Raw genomic sequence first — 16,776 nt, 5'->3', positions numbered from 1 at the left:
TTGCTTTTAATATCTCATTTTACGAAAAAAAAACTACCATGCTTTCTTAACTGATTGCATGATAGTTTCTATTTTCATTTCTTAATTAATCTGGTCTTAATGAAAAATCTCCAATTCCTTCTTTTGTCAGATTATCGTTATAAAAAGGATCATGGTTGATATATCCTGGCCATTTCACTTGCATTTTCTTTATCTCACCTGCAAAACGTTTTTGCTTCTCAGGCGTATCTTCATAGCCTCTTGATTTTGATTCAAAATGATAAAGTTCAACTTGATGGGCATAAACGTTATATCGACCTAGCTCATAAATTTTCAGGCATAAATCCACATCATTGAAAGCGACTGCTAATGTTTCATCAAAGCCATGGACCGCATGAAAATCACTGGCTTTGACCATCATACAAGCAGCTGTTACCGCTAAGTAATTGACATCGATGACTAACCGACCAAAGTAACCACAGTGTGTTTGGTCATAGTTGTTCAACGCATGACCAGCAACGCCACCAATACCAACTAACACACCAGCATGTTGTGTCGTATCATCTGGATAGTAAAGTTTGGCACCGACACAGCCAATTCGATCAAATTGCGCATAGGCAACCATATTGGTCATCCACTCAGGCTCAATAACTTCCGTATCATTGTTTAAGAACAATAAATATTTGCCACTTGCTTTTTCTGCCGCTAGATTGTTGATCCTAGAATAATTGAAAGGTATATCGATCAATTCCACTATAAAACGTTCGTTTAGTCGTTGCTGGTATTCCTTAAATAGTTCCTGCATCTTAGGATCGGTACTACCGTTATCAGCAACAATGATCTCATAGTTGGAATAGGTTGTTTTGTCAATAATTGAGTCGATACATAGTTTTAAGTCATCATATCCGTTTTTAGTGGGAATAATGACACTAACTAAGTCTTCTTGCAGCACTTCATAATTGACCTCGTAGAAACCAGAGATTCGTCCAGGACGAACTTTTCCTTTAATTCCTCTACGATCGAGTGCATCAGTCAATGCCTTGACTCCAGAATCATAAATATAGCTCTTCGCTTCACCATTGCTGGCAGTAGATCCCGGAATCGTGCGCCAGTGATACAGTACTTTATCAATGTGATAAATGTGATCAGCTGGGATCTGCTCAGTGATTCGTAGTACCAAGTCATAATCTTGAGAACCTTCATATCCTTTTCTAAATCCACCGATTCCTTTAACTAAGCTGGTACGATAAACCCCTAAATGTGAAATATAATTATTTCCCATTAAAGTATCTGGTGACCAATCCGCTTTAAAATGAGGATCAAAACGCTGACCTTCTGCATCGATCTTATCTTCATCGCTATAAATGACATCAAGTTCAGGACGCTGATTCAAGACGCTTGCGACTTCAAACAACGCATAAGGCGGTAGTTCATCATCATTATCTAACAACGCCATGAACTCCCCTGTTGCCATTTCCAAAGCAGAATTGGTCGCTAGACTGATATGCCCATTTTTTTCTCTAAAAACGACTTTGATTCGTTGATCTTTAGCTTGATACTTTTCTAAACATTTTCTGATTTTAGGATCAGTTGATGCATCATCACTGATACATAGTTCCCAGTGATCATACGTTTGTTTTAAAACAGAATCAATACATTTTTCCAGCCATTTGATTTCGACATTGTAGACTGGCATAAGTACTGAGATTAATGGACGATATTCAAATCCTTTAGCATCTTGACGTTGCTTTTGGAGATCAAACTGTTCATGACGTTTGATCCATTCGGTATAATCCACAGAAGCTGGTTTCATTTCAAACTTGACACGTCGGATCGCTTTTTTCACTCCGTGTGTCCGTGCATAATTGAATCCTTTTTGAAGCAATCTTTTTTTCTTTTCCCAGTTTGTTTCAAGGCCATCGTCATACGGATAACGACCATTCAATTTCACCGCGATCCCATTTTGATGGGATTTTGTTTGGAAATCTAAAATCGCTTTACCTTTCATTCTTCCAGATAATCGGATGTTGAAACCACTTGGTGTTTTCACATCCAGATTGTATAAATGATTGATATCCAAACGAACAACATTGGTGACTTCGGCAGATACTTTGTCCTTATCGACTTTGATGATTGGAATTTCTTTCGTCACCTCATCGACCGCCCAGCCAACAATCAATAAATCCCCAGTTGCTCTTTCACGAGTAATTCGGTCTATAAATACAGCAATCTCTTTTTTTTGCACGAGCTTTTGTTCTCCTTTATTAAAAATAAGTTCGTTCTTATATCTCGATAAACCAGGATTCGCCATTTTCAGCAACAGCTTCAATTAAAAAAGATTTTTCTCGTTCACATCTTATTTGCAATTCAAAACCAGCTTTTGTTCCCGCTGGCAATTGTTCCGCCTCATTTACTTCTGGCCGTTCAAACTGCAAGGCTTGAAAAAATGGTGCTTGGTTCACAGATAACTTATAGGATAACGGCTGACGTTGTGCGTTAGAAATTCCCCAACCATTGATTGTCAAAATTTTCGTTTCTGGATCCCAATGCTTGCTATCCACGCATAGAGAAATCGCCTTTGCTTGAATTTTCTTTGCTGTTTCTTTCGATCGAAGCTTGCGGTTTCTTGGTTTAATTGCGAATTCTTCCTCAGTTATCAGTTTACAATAACGGTCAGTCGTCATCTGTAATTCGTTAGCTAATTTTTCATTTGTCAATCGCACTTGTTCATTTTCTTTTTTCAGCGAAGTGATTTGTGCCATTAGACGTTGCTCGATCTGCGCTAAAGGTTTGACTGCCTCAAGTAGTTCTTTCATGGTTTGTGTCAATTCCCCGATAAACCGATAATGACAATGGATCGTCAATTCTTGACCTGCGACATCAAATAGAGTAAGTTGTGGCGTTACTTCACCATCAAATAAATAGCAATCATTTTGTGTTTTGATTACTGCATTAGATTGGATGAAATCAATTTTGTTCCCCGCCAACTCCCCGCTAAATTCGATAAAACTTGGTTGATCAGCAAATTTAAAAATGACCGATTCGACATCCCCGGCAATTGGAAAAGTCAATGTTTGGTTTTCTCCCGTATAATTGTTGAAAGGATATTTTTGGGAGACTTCTTTGTTTGCAGTCTTTTGGATCATTTCCACCATTCGAACATAATTCGAATTTTGTGGTTGTGAGATGTGACTATTCTCAGTGTGTTTTTTCAAAGAAAAGAAGTATTGATAAACTTCTCCGAAAGGTCGCATTTTGAACTCATAGCGAACTGCTTCGGGTAATTCTTCATAAGTTGAATTTAATTCTGTGTCTCCGACAGCTAAGTAAAGGTAATCCTCAATATTAATAGATAAACCAGCTTTTTCAAACACTTTTTTAAAACCTTCGTGTGTGTAAAAAGAATTATGTGTTTCATCTAATAAGCCATAAGAAGCCCATGGCAACTCATTGTTGAATAAATGGATCAGCACAGAATTATGGACTAAATTCGGAAATGTGATTAAAATTTCTCCATCTTCATTGAGAAATTCTCTCACTTTTTTTAATGTTTCAGCTGGGTTCACTAAATGTTCTAAAACATCGGCAAAAAGGATATAATCAAAGGTTTGCCCTGCATAATAGTTTGCCCACTCAAAACTTTCAATATCTCCATAAAAACCATCTTGTGAAAATTCACTGACAAAATCGAATAATTCTTTATCTAATTCGACGATACTTACTTGACAATTTTTGGCTCCGATTAAATGTTTGGTCAATCGGCCGTTTCCCGGTCCAAATTCCAAGACTTTGCTGCCTGGTTTAATTTGGGCAGCAATTTTCCCTACACTACTTTGTTCATCTAAGTCCATTTCAAAATCATACTTCATCGGCTAGATAACCTTCTTCCCATTTATGGTCTAAGACCACGATTCCTTCCCCAATATATGAACCATTAACAAATAAGTTCATATATTTTGTTTTGTAAACTAAAGGTACGGTGGCATTTTCTTCAAAAATTGCCACATCAAAATAATATTCACCAGCTAGCAGGCCTAGTTTTTCATATTCTAAATAGAAAACATTTTTGCCTTTTTTCCAAGGGATTTTGATGCCGTCCAACAGTGTATTTAAACCACAAACGTAAAAATTATCGACGGTCCGTAAGGCAATCCCTAAAACAGGATTCTTGATCGAATCATCTTTTACTTCATAGGTTACTTTGACATACAGTGTTTCGCCTTGATCAAGCACGTCAACAGGATTTTTTTCTTTATCCAATAATTCCGCACTCAGTACATCAACGATGTCAGGCGCTGCAAAACGTTCCATTTGATTTTTATTTCGATCAACTGTTTTGACTGATTTTTTCTTTAAAAAGTTTTCATAGTTTGTTGTGACATCCATGGTATCCCCATATTCAACTACTTCACCATTTTTTAGCCAATAGGATCGATCACAAAAACGGCGGATCGAACTGATGTCATGGGAGACGAATAAGATCGTTTTACCTGAGTTCTTGATTTCAGTAAATTTCTCCATACATTTTAACTGGAACTCAAGGTCCCCTACAGCTAAAGCCTCATCGACAATCAAGATATCTGGATTGACATTAATAGCTACCGCAAAGGCTAAACGAACAAACATCCCACTGGAATATGTTTTTACTGGTTGGTAAATATGTTCGCCGATATCAGCAAATTCAATGATGTCTCCGACCATTCCATCGATTTCTTCACGAGAAAAACCTAACACCATGCCATTCAAATAAATATTGTCATAGCCAGAATATTCGGGGTTGAACCCAGAACCTAGTTCTAATAGTGCAGATATTTTTCCTTCAATCTCCATTGTTCCAGATGTGGGCGTCAAAACGCCAGTAATGATTTTGAGCATGGTAGATTTTCCTGAACCATTTTCTCCGACAAAGCCGATCATTTCCCCTTTTTTAATTTCCACATTGATATTTTTCAACGCATAAAAAACGTCATGATAAGATTTTTTAAAGGGATTCAATGCTTCACGAAACCGGTCAGATGGTTTTGCGTACATATTATAAGATTTTGTAATGTTTTTTAATTTAATCGCATATTCAGTCATATTCATACTCCTTACAGCACATCTGAAAAATGTGGTTTCAATCTACGGAACACAGCAGATCCAATAACGAAGATAGCTAGCGTAAATACCCAGAAATAGAGAGTATACATTCCGTGTTCCCAGAACCAAGCTTGTCCTAAGAAAGACTCACGATATCCTTGCACGACATAATAAAGTGGGTTTAGTTTTAAGATTTGGACGATCACTGGATTGAACTGACTTGGACTCCACAGGATCGGCAATGTCCACATAATCAATTGTAGAGAAATCGTAATCAATTGCACGATATCTGGTAGAAATGGTTGAATCGATGCTGTCAACCATGTTAAGCCGGTTAAAAAAGCACACATACAGAATAAATAATAAATCAGTTGGAGCGTCATCCAGGTTGGATAGATTCCATGTCCAATAACCACCACTAAACCAACGAAAATAAAGAAAAGATGTGCATATAGATTCGATAAAATTTTTGTAGTTGGTAAAATGCGGATATTAAATACAACTTTTTTTACTAAATAAGTGTATTCTCTGAAAACTAACGTCGTTGATGTAAACGCGTCAGAAAAAAAGAACCATGGGATCATTCCCGTAATCAAATAAACAATAAAAGGATATTTTCCATCTGTCATCGCTGCCTTTAATCCAAAACCAAAGACCAACCAATAAATCAATACGGTAAAGACAGGATTAATGAATGCCCATAAAATTCCCAAAAAAGAGCCCGCATAGCGAGACTTAAAGTCATTCACTGAAAACTGAAGCAAGAGCTTTCTATTCTGGTAGATATCCTTCATAAATAAAAACAGATCTTTAAACATTTGTGTTCCTCCAAGCAAATTCTGTTAATTACAGTCATGTGCCATTTTACCACACTTTTACTCACGGACTGTGATATTCTTAGTTTCTTAATTTTCTATTAAGCAACTTTACGCTAACATTTTTATTTTACATAAGAAATAATTTAATTGCAATGAAGCAAAAAGCTAGCTGACCCAAGAATAACTTGTTTCAACTAGCTCTTATCTAAATATTTAATGTCGGCGTGCTACTCTTGATAAAGATCCGTCTGTCGTTCCCCTCGTTTGTTGATTTGCTATTTTCCGCTTGTTTGCAACGTTTTTTAAATCATCATACCGGTGACTTGCCATTCCCAATAACAGATAGATGATAGGTACCCACGGAAAAGAAGTTAAAGTATCTTCCATAAAGGATTGGATCATCACTGCAAAGAATGCCCATAAAAAGGTTACTTGTCCATTCGATAAATCTGCTTTTAAGGTCAATCGGCCTACATAGATTAAGACTAGTACCCCTGCGATGATGACACCCAGCAATCCATATAGATTTAAAAATGAATTATAACTATTGTGATTTCCTAAAAATTGATTTCCACGTTGAAAAATGAACGGTTTCATTCCAACCCAGACTTGTTCGCTTTTTTCTGAAATAGTCTCATAGAATTTCAACCAAATTTCTTCACGACCAGTAAAGAGATTTAGATGCTCGGAATGAGCTGCTAAGTAAGAAACTGGCAACGCAAAAATCGTGACAATCATGTAGGCTAAAAATGGCGCTCGTATTATTTTGAACAATTGTTTTGGCCAAATATCCAGTAAAACAAATACGATCATCGCAACTAAAGCACCTTTTGATTGACAGACCCAGATACCAATAATCCCAGCAATCACACTCGGAAATCCAACGAATACCCGAACATACCAGCGCTCAAATGAACTGGCAAACCCACTGATCAGTAGGGAGAGGGTCATTAAAGTACTACCAATCGTATTCGTGTTGATCCAAATATCGGAAACTTTATTATCAGGCAACCAAATACTTTCACCATCAGGAATTTTTATTTCAGTAAAAATGCGGTATAACGTAATGCCAAGAAAGACATAACATACTAAAATAAAAATCGAACGATCTAACTTATCAAACTGAATCCATTTAACCGTCAAACAAAAGACTATGATTAGCGGGATCAAAAGATCTACATTCATAGAACTTGCTCTTACTTCACGGAAATGATCAAACAGAAAATAAATAAGCATTGCCGCTGCTAAAAAAATAAAGTCAGCTCTTCGTCCTTTATATACGTTTAAAATAAATAAAATGACAATGCCAAACGTAACAAATTGCGCACTGTTGTCATATAAAAAAAGCGCTTGAGCATTGCCTAGGCCTGCTGTCCATACAAAATAAATAGCAGAAAGAAATAGAATCAGTAATCCAACACTCATTTTATTTATTAATTTTCCAATAACCGTCTGAATAATCTCCATCCTCCTTTCATACTGTTTTATTATACTGTTTTTTAAAAACAAACGGCAATGCTATTTTTAGATTAATTGATAAAAAACTCACTTTTAGTGCTTCATCCAATCTTTTTAAAAGAAAAAACATGGAACCTAAAAATAGGTACTGAGCAATTTCAGAAGAAGCAGTAAAGAAATTTACTTCCTTACACTCCCATATCAATTACTCAATACCTAATAATTACTTGCTCAACCGCCTGTATACGACCATTCATCTACTTGGTTATCCGTATTATTCACAGCATTATTGGCTGTAGATGGATCGTTTTCAGGATAGGTTACTTCAAAAATCATATAACCATCTTTATCAGGACCGTATAGTTGAGTGAATTGTGCTTGGTACAATTGATTATAATCAGTTAACGGGCGTTTGCTGACCACGTATTTGATTCCAAGCTTTTCAGCATCTTTAAAGTTGAGGGTCACAGAAAACATATCTGGACGATCTAAAACAAATGAAGTTTTTTCTTTAGCAATAAAGGCACGTGTGTGGGCATATCGATTATAATATTTTTCATATTTTTTATCTGGATCAATTTTAGCCCATGCCTTCATGTCTGGATAAAAGCGTACCGAATTAAAAGCTTTTACGCCTAATGTTGGTGTAAAGTTATACAGCTCATCTTCTGTTAACCATACTTGTTGTGGATCTGCCTGATCAATTGCTTTTATCTCTTTTGCCAGAGTCTTTTCAAAGATCGCACCAGTTCCTTCTACAACTGGGTTCACAAAGAAACCTGAAGCTACAATCAAAGCGATAAACGAAAGATAGAACAATCGACAACGTCGGAACAGAATAAATGCCAAGATTAACGTACCAACAATCACGATCATGGTGATCTCAAATTCGGTAAAGTATTTTGTCATTTTGGAATTGACCAAAGCATACGTAAAGATTCCCGCGTTCGCCAACAATAGGAAAAATTTATACCATGTTGGGATCACATCTTCTTGCCAAATATAGGCAATAAACCATATGGTTAAGAGGCAAGCTGCAAAACTAAAGGTTAAGATTGCTCTAAAAGGTGGCACGTAAGATAATAAAGTGAGTTCAGCGAGCCATTTTGGTAATCCTAAAGTAATCCAATAAATTGAAAACAGACAAAAGAGCATTAAAATCCGTCCAAACAGTTTTTGTTCACTATTTTTTTTACCAAATAAAACAAATGGGCTTGCTAAAAAGACGGTCGGGAAGAAATGATAAAACAGAGCAACTTCAGAATTATTAGAAAAATTGATATCTTTAAACGAAATTTTCCAGTTTGTCAGAAAATAAAAGAACTCTCCTAAATGCCATTTTCCTCCTGTACTTACTCGTTTTCCTGGATATAAGGTATTTAAAGAAGCCAGTAACGCATCTTTAGAGGTTAACCAAAAGTGGATCAGTACGCCACCTATAAATAATATTGCCCCAATGATCAGTACTGCATCAAACCAATCCCAAGTGATTCGCTTCCCATAATAGAGCAATAACCCAACAAAATAAAAGACAAGTAAATAAGCAAGCATAACTTGATGGGCTGGATAAATCACCAGGATAAAACCTAGACCAAATATGACGATCAAACTCATCATCATTGCTCGTACCCATTTTTTTTGATGTTGGTAAAAATAATGATAAAAAGCAACCATTAGTCCTAATGTGAAGAAAATCAGATCTCCCACGTGTTGCATGAACCACCACTGGACTGCTGGTGAGAAAGTTAAGGCAAAGGCGCCTACGAGTGATAAAGCTTTTTTTCTTTTTGTCAAAATCATTAAAACTTCATACCCCAATAAAACCATGACCACTAATTTCATTGCCCAATAAAACGAAAGCCCACGATCTCTTCCCAAGAAAAAGAATCCCCAATTGAATGGTTTACCAATAACTGTGATATCTTTAACAGGAGAATTATAAGCAATGATCATATTTTGTCCATTTAAGGAATAATCGGGATTTACTAAAGGATAGTCATTTTCAGCTTGTGAAAGATAAAAAGGTGTTTGCACGAGCCATTCATCTGAACGAACTTCCCTATTTTGCCCGAAGATGACATCAGTTTTCTTTCCGTCATCTCGTTGCGATACATATTTATCCCATACACCCAATGAACTACCATTCAAATTAAACGTTACAATAACTACAATGACTAGCAATCCGATGAGGTAACGAAGTTTTAGAAAGACATCAAGAACAGAATGATCTGTGCGCTCAGGCTTCACGGCTGTTCGTTGCGCGCGTCTTGTTTGTTTTTCCATGCGATTCTCCAATTTCTAGTTTGTTCTTTTTTTTACGGAAAAACAAGTTTGCTATTTCAAACTTTCAGCTGCTTCCAACATTTTTGCTAATGCTTCTTGCCATGTCGGAATGACAAAGCCTAGATCTTCTGCTTTCTTTAGACTCATCACAGAATATTGTGGGCGAACTGCTTTTTGTGGATACTCTGCTGAAGTGACTGGTGCTACTTCGACATCCGTATCTTTTAAGATTTCTTTGGCAAATTCATACCATGAACAGCTATTATCATTGGATAACTGATATACGCCATAAGGTGCTTGTTTTTCAATCACATATACCATAAATTCAGCAAGTGTTCGAGTCCAAGTTGGGCGACCATATTGATCATTAACAATAGTTAAACGATCATGCGTTTCGGCTAAACGTTGCATTGTAAAGACAAAATTATGTCCATAAACACCAAATACCCATGAAGTACGGATAATATAATAGTCTTCTAAGATTTCTTGAACTGCTTGTTCCCCTAGTAATTTTGTGCGACCATACTCATTCAATGGGTTAGTTGGATCGTCTTCGCGGTATTCTTGGTCTTTCTTTTTGCCATCAAAGACATAATCCGTACTGATATATACTAATTTAGCATTCACTGCTTTTGCAGCCAATGCCACATTTTTAGTTCCATCAACGTTAATCTTCTCATCTAATTCTTTGCCTTCTTCTTCTGCTTTATCAACGGCTGTATACGCTGCACAATGAAAAATAATTTCTGGCTTTAAGTTTGTAATATATTCCATTGTTTTTTCTGCATCAGTAATATCCAGCTCAGCAGCATCAGTTGACACATAAGCCATTCCTTTTTCATCTAATAAATGGCGTAATTCCGTTCCAAGTTGACCATTTCCTCCGGTTAATAAGAACATTCTGATCTCTCCTCTTTTTTGTTTTAAAAAGGGGTCTGCAACATCTGTCACAGCTCCCCTTACAATTGCCAATAAACAATTCCTATTTTTATACTAATTTTTTTCTGCACGTTTTACAACTTCATGCGTGTCTTTTTTACCCGAATTTTTTGAGAGTTCCTTAAATCCGGCTTATCATCATTTATTGACCATTTTTGGCATAGGCTGCTTCCACAGCTTCTTTTTCTTTCTTCCACCAATCTTGGTGTTCTTCATACCATTTGATTGTATCAGCTAAACCATCACGGAAGTTGGTAAATTCAGGTTGCCAACCTAGCTCCTCACGTAACCTTGTCGAATCAATTGCATAACGTAAATCATGTCCTGCACGATCGTTGACATGGTCGTAAGCATCTTTGGGTTGTCCCATAAGTTCCAAAATCAATTCCATGACTGTTTTGTTATCTTCTTCCCCATCGGCACCGATCAAATAAGTTTCACCGATTTTTCCTTTAGTCAAAATCAACCAAACCGCAGATGAATGATCATTCGTATGGATCCAATCGCGAACGTTTTTTCCTTCACCATATAGTTTTGGACGTATACCACTTAAGATATTAGTAACTTGACGAGGAATAAATTTTTCAATATGTTGATATGGTCCATAGTTGTTTGAACAATTTGAGATCGTTGCTTGCAACCCAAATGAACGAACCCAAGCTTTCACTAATAGATCAGAGCCCGCTTTAGTTGAAGAATATGGACTTGATGGATTATAAGGTGTTTCAGCTGTAAATTTTTCCCCTTCGCCTTCTCCATGACCTGGTAAATCTTCACGTAAAGGTAAATCCCCATACACTTCATCGGTGGATACATGATGGTAACGAACATTGTATTTACGACAAGCTTCTAACAGGGTGTACGTACCAATAATATTGGTTTGGACAAAAGGAAATGGATCTTTTAGCGAATTATCGTTATGAGATTCTGCTGCATAGTGGACTACGGCGTCTGCTTCTTTGACTAAACGATCCACTAATTCTGCATCCGCAACATCACCAACGACCAATTCTACACGGTCACTAGGTAGTCCTGCTAAGTTCTCTTTATTCCCAGCATAAGTCAATTTATCTAACACCGTAACATGAACCTCTGGATGATGATTGACCACATAGTGGACGAAATTTGAGCCGATAAATCCGGCACCACCAGTAACAATGATATTTTTCATATAAAAATTCTCCTTGCAATCCTAAATTTCACCATAAACAAATGGATTTTCTGCTTCAAACTCTTTTAAAGTTGGATGATGCTGATCCTTTTCAGACATAATCGCTTTGGAAAGATCGATAGGCCAATCAATCGCTAAGTCTGGATCATCAAAGGCAATCCCACCATCAGCTTGTGCATTGTAGTAATTATCACATTTGTAAAGAAAATTGACATTTGGTGTCAATGTCACAAATCCATGAGCATAACCTTTAGGCACCAAAAGTTGTCGATGGTTGTGTTCAGATAAGATAAAGCCTTCCCATTTACCATAGGTTGGACTTCCTTTACGAATATCGACAATTACATCTAAAACAGCACCAGAAGTTACCCGAATCAATTTCGTTTGTGCTGCTTCTCCTTTTTGGAAATGCAGTCCGCGGATAACACCAGCTTCTGCCGATAATGAATGATTATCTTGAACAAAATCAAAATCTAAACCATGTTCAACAAATTTTGCTTTGGAATAACTTTCGGTAAAAAAGCCACGATGATCACCAAAAACATCCATTTCAATGATCTTCACATCTGTTAAATTAGTATCAGTTACTTTCATTACTTCAGACTCCCTTAATTGTTGGCCAACTGTAAAAGATATTGACCATATTGATTTTTTTTCAACGGTTGAGCTAATGTAAGTAATTGCTCTTTAGTGATATATCCCATTCGGTAGGCGATTTCTTCTAAGCAAGCTACCTTGAGATTTTGACGTTTTTCAATCGTTTCAATAAATGTGGATGCCTCTAGAAGAGATTCATGCGTGCCAGTGTCTAACCAAGCAAAACCTCTACCCATCAATTCAACAGATAGTTTTCCTTTTTCTAGATAGACTTTGTTTACATCAGTGATCTCTAATTCACCACGTTCAGAAGGTTTGATGTTTTTCGCAATCGAAATAACATCATTATCATAAAAATATAACCCTGTTACTGCATAATTTGATTTTGGTAGCGCAGGTTTTTCTTCGATTGACAGAGCCTGCATCTTTTCATCAAATTCTACAACACCAAAACGTTCTGGATCATTAACGTGGTAACCAAACACTGTTGCTCCAGTATCTTTAGAAGCAGCGCGTTGAAGCATTTTAGATAAGCCACCACCGTAATAGATGTTATCTCCTAAAACTAAGCACACACTATCATCACCGATAAATTCTTCACCGATAATAAAAGCCTGTGCTAGCCCATCTGGACTTTCTTGCACTGCATACTCAATTTGTAATCCTAACTCTGCCCCATTACCAAACAGTTCTTTAAATCTTGGTGTATCTTGAGGAGTAGAGATAATCAGGATTTCTTTGATACCCGCTAGCATTAGTGTAGACATTGGATAGTAGATCATTGGTTTATCGTAGACTGGCATCAACTGTTTTGAAGTTGCCTTAGTTAGAGGGTATAAGCGTGTACCACTTCCCCCAGCAAGAATGATTCCCTTCATGAGTATAAATTCTCCTTTTCAATTTAAAATTCACCTTGTTATTATCTCATCAAACTTGTTATTTGTCATGGAATTATTAACGATTTAACTATCTTTTATTAATTCCAAACCATTTTCTCTTCACAAGCGCCTTGATCAGATTCAACCGCCAGGTAATTTTTTGGGTTAGTTTAGTGTTTGTTTTGATTTCACTCACATTAAAATCATGTCTACGATAAAGTGTCAATGTTTCTCTAATAAACCCAACACGAGTTCCACCTAACATTCCAATCCACATATCATGCATTGGTACTTCAGAAGGAATTGGTACTATTTCTTTCTTTAATGAAGATCGAAAAGCCATACCGGCACCGATATAATTACTCCGAATCAAATTATTGAGCCAGCCTGTTCGGGAATGCCGATAGGAAAAATACGACGCGTGTATCTCATTGAGTTGACCATCCACAATCACTAGATCACTCACTACTACTAATTGTTGCGGATTTTCTTCAAAATATGCGGTAATCTTAGCCACCTTATTAGGTAGCCATACATCATCTTGGTCTGCTAAAAAAATGATGTCACCTTTAGATTGTTGAATGGCATGGTTGAAGTTGGCAATGACACCTTTCCTTGGTCCTTCAACAAATTTGATTCGATTGTCTAGTTGCGTGTATTCCTTTATAATTTGACAAGTTTCATCTGTCGATCCATCATCTGAAATAATCAATTCATCCTCAAGTGTCAGTTGGTTTAAAATACTATCCAATTGTTCTCTTAAATATCTGCCACCATTAAAGGTAGCCATACAAACTGATCGCACAAATTCACACCCTTCAGTTTTCAGTAAATGATTGTAATGTCAAACGCCATATTTTACGATTTCTGACTGTTAAAAATTGTTTTACTGTACGTAACAATAATTGTTTTCGATGACGCGGTAACATTTCTTTATCATAATTTTGATAAAAAGTTTTTTCAGCTTTCAGTATCGACTGATACCTTGTAACAGAAACTTTCTGATAATCAAGAACTGAAAGATCATGTTCCATTTTTTCAGGTAAGATAAAAACTGTCTTTTTGAACTGATAGATCGTCCAAAAAAGCCAATGATCCAAGAAATCAAGGGGAAAATCTAAATTAAAACCGCCAATTTCCTTTAAAAATTTGATAGAAAAAACAGCGCCCGAATTAATCGCCATGATTCGTCTTTGACTGAGCTGTGATCGATCAACCTTTTCAACTTGACGATTGATATAGCGATCCGCAAAAACAGGCGATATTTGGTTGCTTCCAGCATAAACCAACGGAACTGCTGCAACCAATTCATCTGTCCAATCAATCGTTAATAGCGTATCAAAATACGTTGCAGTCAATTGACTATCATGATCGAGTGTAACGAAATAGCGAATATTCTGCTGCGCATGATTCAACGCATAATTATAAGCCGTAGCCAGACCAGGATTTGATGGATCATGATAGTAGCTTATATCTTTGTCTTGTTCTAATAATGGCTCCAATTGCTTAACGGGACTATTATCATAAACAACCAGTTGAATTTTCTTCTCTTTGACAGCTTTCATGAGCAGATCAAAAGAAGGCGATTGACTAAAACGCTGCTGGTATAATACGATAACGACTACTATTTTGGGTATGGTCAAAAGAAAGTCCACCCCCACTTATTGAAAAATTTCACCATTGACTGTAAAAAGATACGAAAAAGTTTAAAATTGCGATGAGCGCCTTTTCCATATAAATGAACAATCGTATATAACGGCGTATAAAGGAGTTTTTCTCCTGCTTTTTCAAAAGTTAAGCAAAGATCATTATCTTCAAAATACATAAAATAGCGATTGTCAAACCCGTTGACTTTTTTAAATTTATTGACATCAACGACCATAAAACTACCAGAGATCATACGCACGTAGCTATTGGTTGTTTCTGACAAATCATGGCATTCGAATTTTGCTAAACGTTGAGCAAACAACTGCTTGACAAAACGAGCCGGAATAAACCGCAATACATAATCGAATACATCTAATTTTTGGCGAATCAAATGTTGTGTCGTTCCATCTTCATTCAATATTTTAGGTGCTAACATGGCACATTCTGGATGTTCCTGCAAAAGTTTGACCAAGTCAACGACTGTCTGCTGATCCACCAGAATATCTGGGTTAAAGATCACAGCATAAGAAAAGTCACTCGTTAATAAATTATGGTTATGTCCATAACCAAATCCTTTATTTTCCTGATTAAAATAGATTTTGACAAACGGATACTTTAGATATTCTTTCAATCGTTCTTGGTAGTCAATCGACGAAGCATTATCGAAAATCAAGATCTCAACCATGGCTTGGTCATTTATGCTGGCTAGAAGCGTATCTAACGTTTGAAAAATCTTTTGACTATTAGCCGTTACGATGCTAATTAAAATCGGTTGTTTTTGATTTATTTTCATTAGTGTCTAGTCCATTTCCTTTTATATTTCTGTATGACTTGTGTTCGATATTCTTTATTGCCTAAAAAACGTAAAGTTTTAAGAATGTACTGATGCTTCTCGTTGATTAATCCAATCAACTCAAACAATAAAATAGCCGCAAATAGCATCGAAACGATCAAAACAATCGAACCGAGACGCCCAGTATAGTTCATGATCATGGCAGTAAATGAAAACATCAATGCCATAGCATAAATGGTCAAAACTGCTCCTTTATGCGTAAAACCTAGACTCAATAATCGATGATGTAGGTGTTTTTTATCTGCTGTAGAAAAAGAGACACGGTTCGCTTTTCTGCGAATAATCGCAAAAAATGTATCTGTTACTGGAACGCCCATCACAATCAATAATGAGATAGAAGAAACAAATGTTACATTCTTCAGACCTTGTAGAGAAAGAACAGCCATCATAAATCCTAAGAACAATGCCCCAGTGTCTCCTAAGTAAATTTTGGCAGGATAAAAATTATAAGGAAAAAAGCCAATAATGCTTGCCACTAAACAGAATATGACGATTGGTATGTATACTGTAGAAGCATGTAGGAAAAAATATCCGATAATACCAATTGTAATCAACCCGATCAACGAGATTCCGGTTGCCAAGCCGTCTAATCCATCAATCAAATTAATTGCATTAGTGATACCGAAAATCCAAAAAATGGTCACAGGAAAACTCAGCCAACCCAATTCGATATAACCAAAAAAGGGCAATGTTACTGAATCAATGTGAATATCTGCCACAAAATAGACGATCAACGCTGCTAATAAGATCCCGACGGACTTTTGTTTAGGCGTCAACTCGTATTTATCATCCAGTACTCCCGTTAGAATGATCACTAAGGAAGCTAGTAAAATAGGAATGATATAAAATTTGGGAATGATGTCACGAAAAAACAATAAGGTGGATACGACAAATGAAATAAAAATGGGTAGTCCCCCAGCTGAAGGCATAGGTATTTCATTAATACGTCGCGCATTCGGTTTATCCACCATTCCGGTTTGGACAGAAATAATTTTAAATATGGGCGTTAGTACTAAAGATAACAAGATTGTTAAAAAAAATTTGACAACCATACTAAATGAAACAAGCATATTG

General features: G+C 36.5%; 14 protein-coding genes. All 14 read right to left on the bottom strand.

From position 1 onward, the window contains the following. Positions 1-85: 85 nt before the first annotated feature. The 14 genes from IGJ18_RS04325 to IGJ18_RS04260 all read right to left on the bottom strand — a co-directional run bounded on the left by IGJ18_RS04325 (position 86) and on the right by IGJ18_RS04260 (position 16,772). Positions 86-2,224, bottom strand: coding sequence for a glycosyltransferase family 2 protein (locus IGJ18_RS04325; protein ID WP_438842938.1), 2,139 nt, complete (start codon positions 2,222-2,224; stop codon positions 86-88). Positions 2,225-2,261: 37 nt separating this feature from the next. Continuing rightward, positions 2,262-3,848, bottom strand: a complete 1,587-nt coding sequence (locus IGJ18_RS04320; protein WP_438842937.1) for a class I SAM-dependent methyltransferase — start codon at positions 3,846-3,848, stop codon at positions 2,262-2,264. Then, a complete protein-coding gene (locus IGJ18_RS04315; protein WP_010719738.1) occupies positions 3,838-5,058 on the bottom strand; it encodes an ABC transporter ATP-binding protein in 1,221 nt (406 codons plus the stop codon). Before IGJ18_RS04315 ends, IGJ18_RS04320 begins: the two co-directional genes overlap by 11 nt. Before the next feature lie 11 nt (positions 5,059-5,069). Then, positions 5,070-5,876, bottom strand: coding sequence for an ABC transporter permease (locus tag IGJ18_RS04310; RefSeq protein ID WP_063626787.1), 807 nt, complete (start codon positions 5,874-5,876; stop codon positions 5,070-5,072). A 213-nt stretch (positions 5,877-6,089) separates the two neighbouring features. Continuing rightward, entirely contained in the window at positions 6,090-7,343 is a 1,254-nt protein-coding gene (locus IGJ18_RS04305) for an EpaQ family protein (protein WP_438842936.1), read from the bottom strand. 222 nt (positions 7,344-7,565) lie between these two features. Further along, positions 7,566-9,617: a DUF7657 domain-containing protein gene (locus tag IGJ18_RS04300; protein ID WP_081115122.1), complete on the bottom strand. Its 2,052-nt coding sequence runs from the start codon at positions 9,615-9,617 to the stop codon at positions 7,566-7,568. 51 nt (positions 9,618-9,668) lie between these two features. Next, positions 9,669-10,517 (bottom strand): dTDP-4-dehydrorhamnose reductase, encoded by an 849-nt coding sequence (rfbD, locus tag IGJ18_RS04295; protein ID WP_053766096.1) that lies wholly within the window; start codon positions 10,515-10,517, stop codon positions 9,669-9,671. A 181-nt stretch (positions 10,518-10,698) separates the two neighbouring features. Beyond that, entirely contained in the window at positions 10,699-11,727 is a 1,029-nt protein-coding gene (gene rfbB / locus IGJ18_RS04290) for a dTDP-glucose 4,6-dehydratase (protein WP_010719743.1), read from the bottom strand. 21 nt (positions 11,728-11,748) lie between these two features. Continuing rightward, positions 11,749-12,321 (bottom strand): dTDP-4-dehydrorhamnose 3,5-epimerase, encoded by a 573-nt coding sequence (gene rfbC, locus IGJ18_RS04285; protein WP_010719744.1) that lies wholly within the window; start codon positions 12,319-12,321, stop codon positions 11,749-11,751. 14 nt (positions 12,322-12,335) lie between these two features. Beyond that, positions 12,336-13,202, bottom strand: a complete 867-nt coding sequence (gene rfbA / locus IGJ18_RS04280; protein ID WP_010738180.1) for a glucose-1-phosphate thymidylyltransferase RfbA — start codon at positions 13,200-13,202, stop codon at positions 12,336-12,338. A gap of 88 nt (positions 13,203-13,290) precedes the next feature. Further along, entirely contained in the window at positions 13,291-14,007 is a 717-nt protein-coding gene (locus IGJ18_RS04275) for a glycosyltransferase family 2 protein (protein ID WP_010719746.1), read from the bottom strand. Positions 14,008-14,020: 13 nt separating this feature from the next. Beyond that, a complete protein-coding gene (locus IGJ18_RS04270) occupies positions 14,021-14,845 on the bottom strand; it encodes a glycosyltransferase (protein ID WP_010738182.1) in 825 nt (274 codons plus the stop codon). Beyond that, the gene (locus IGJ18_RS04265) at positions 14,842-15,642 is read right to left on the bottom strand and encodes a glycosyltransferase (RefSeq protein WP_010719748.1); all 801 of its coding nucleotides are present in this window, start codon (positions 15,640-15,642) and stop codon (positions 14,842-14,844) included. The genes IGJ18_RS04270 and IGJ18_RS04265 overlap by 4 nt, the downstream gene beginning before the upstream one ends. Continuing rightward, the gene (locus IGJ18_RS04260; protein WP_010719749.1) at positions 15,642-16,772 is read right to left on the bottom strand and encodes a glycosyltransferase family 4 protein; all 1,131 of its coding nucleotides are present in this window, start codon (positions 16,770-16,772) and stop codon (positions 15,642-15,644) included. Before IGJ18_RS04260 ends, IGJ18_RS04265 begins: the two co-directional genes overlap by 1 nt. Between the last annotated feature and the right edge of the window lie 4 nt (positions 16,773-16,776).

It is taken from the genome of Enterococcus sp. AZ078 (assembly GCF_051714985.1).
Taxonomy (GTDB): domain Bacteria; phylum Bacillota; class Bacilli; order Lactobacillales; family Enterococcaceae; genus Enterococcus_B; species Enterococcus_B hirae.
The sequence above is the reverse complement of the archived record's forward strand: the minus strand, read 5'-3'. Positions and strand labels throughout refer to the sequence as shown.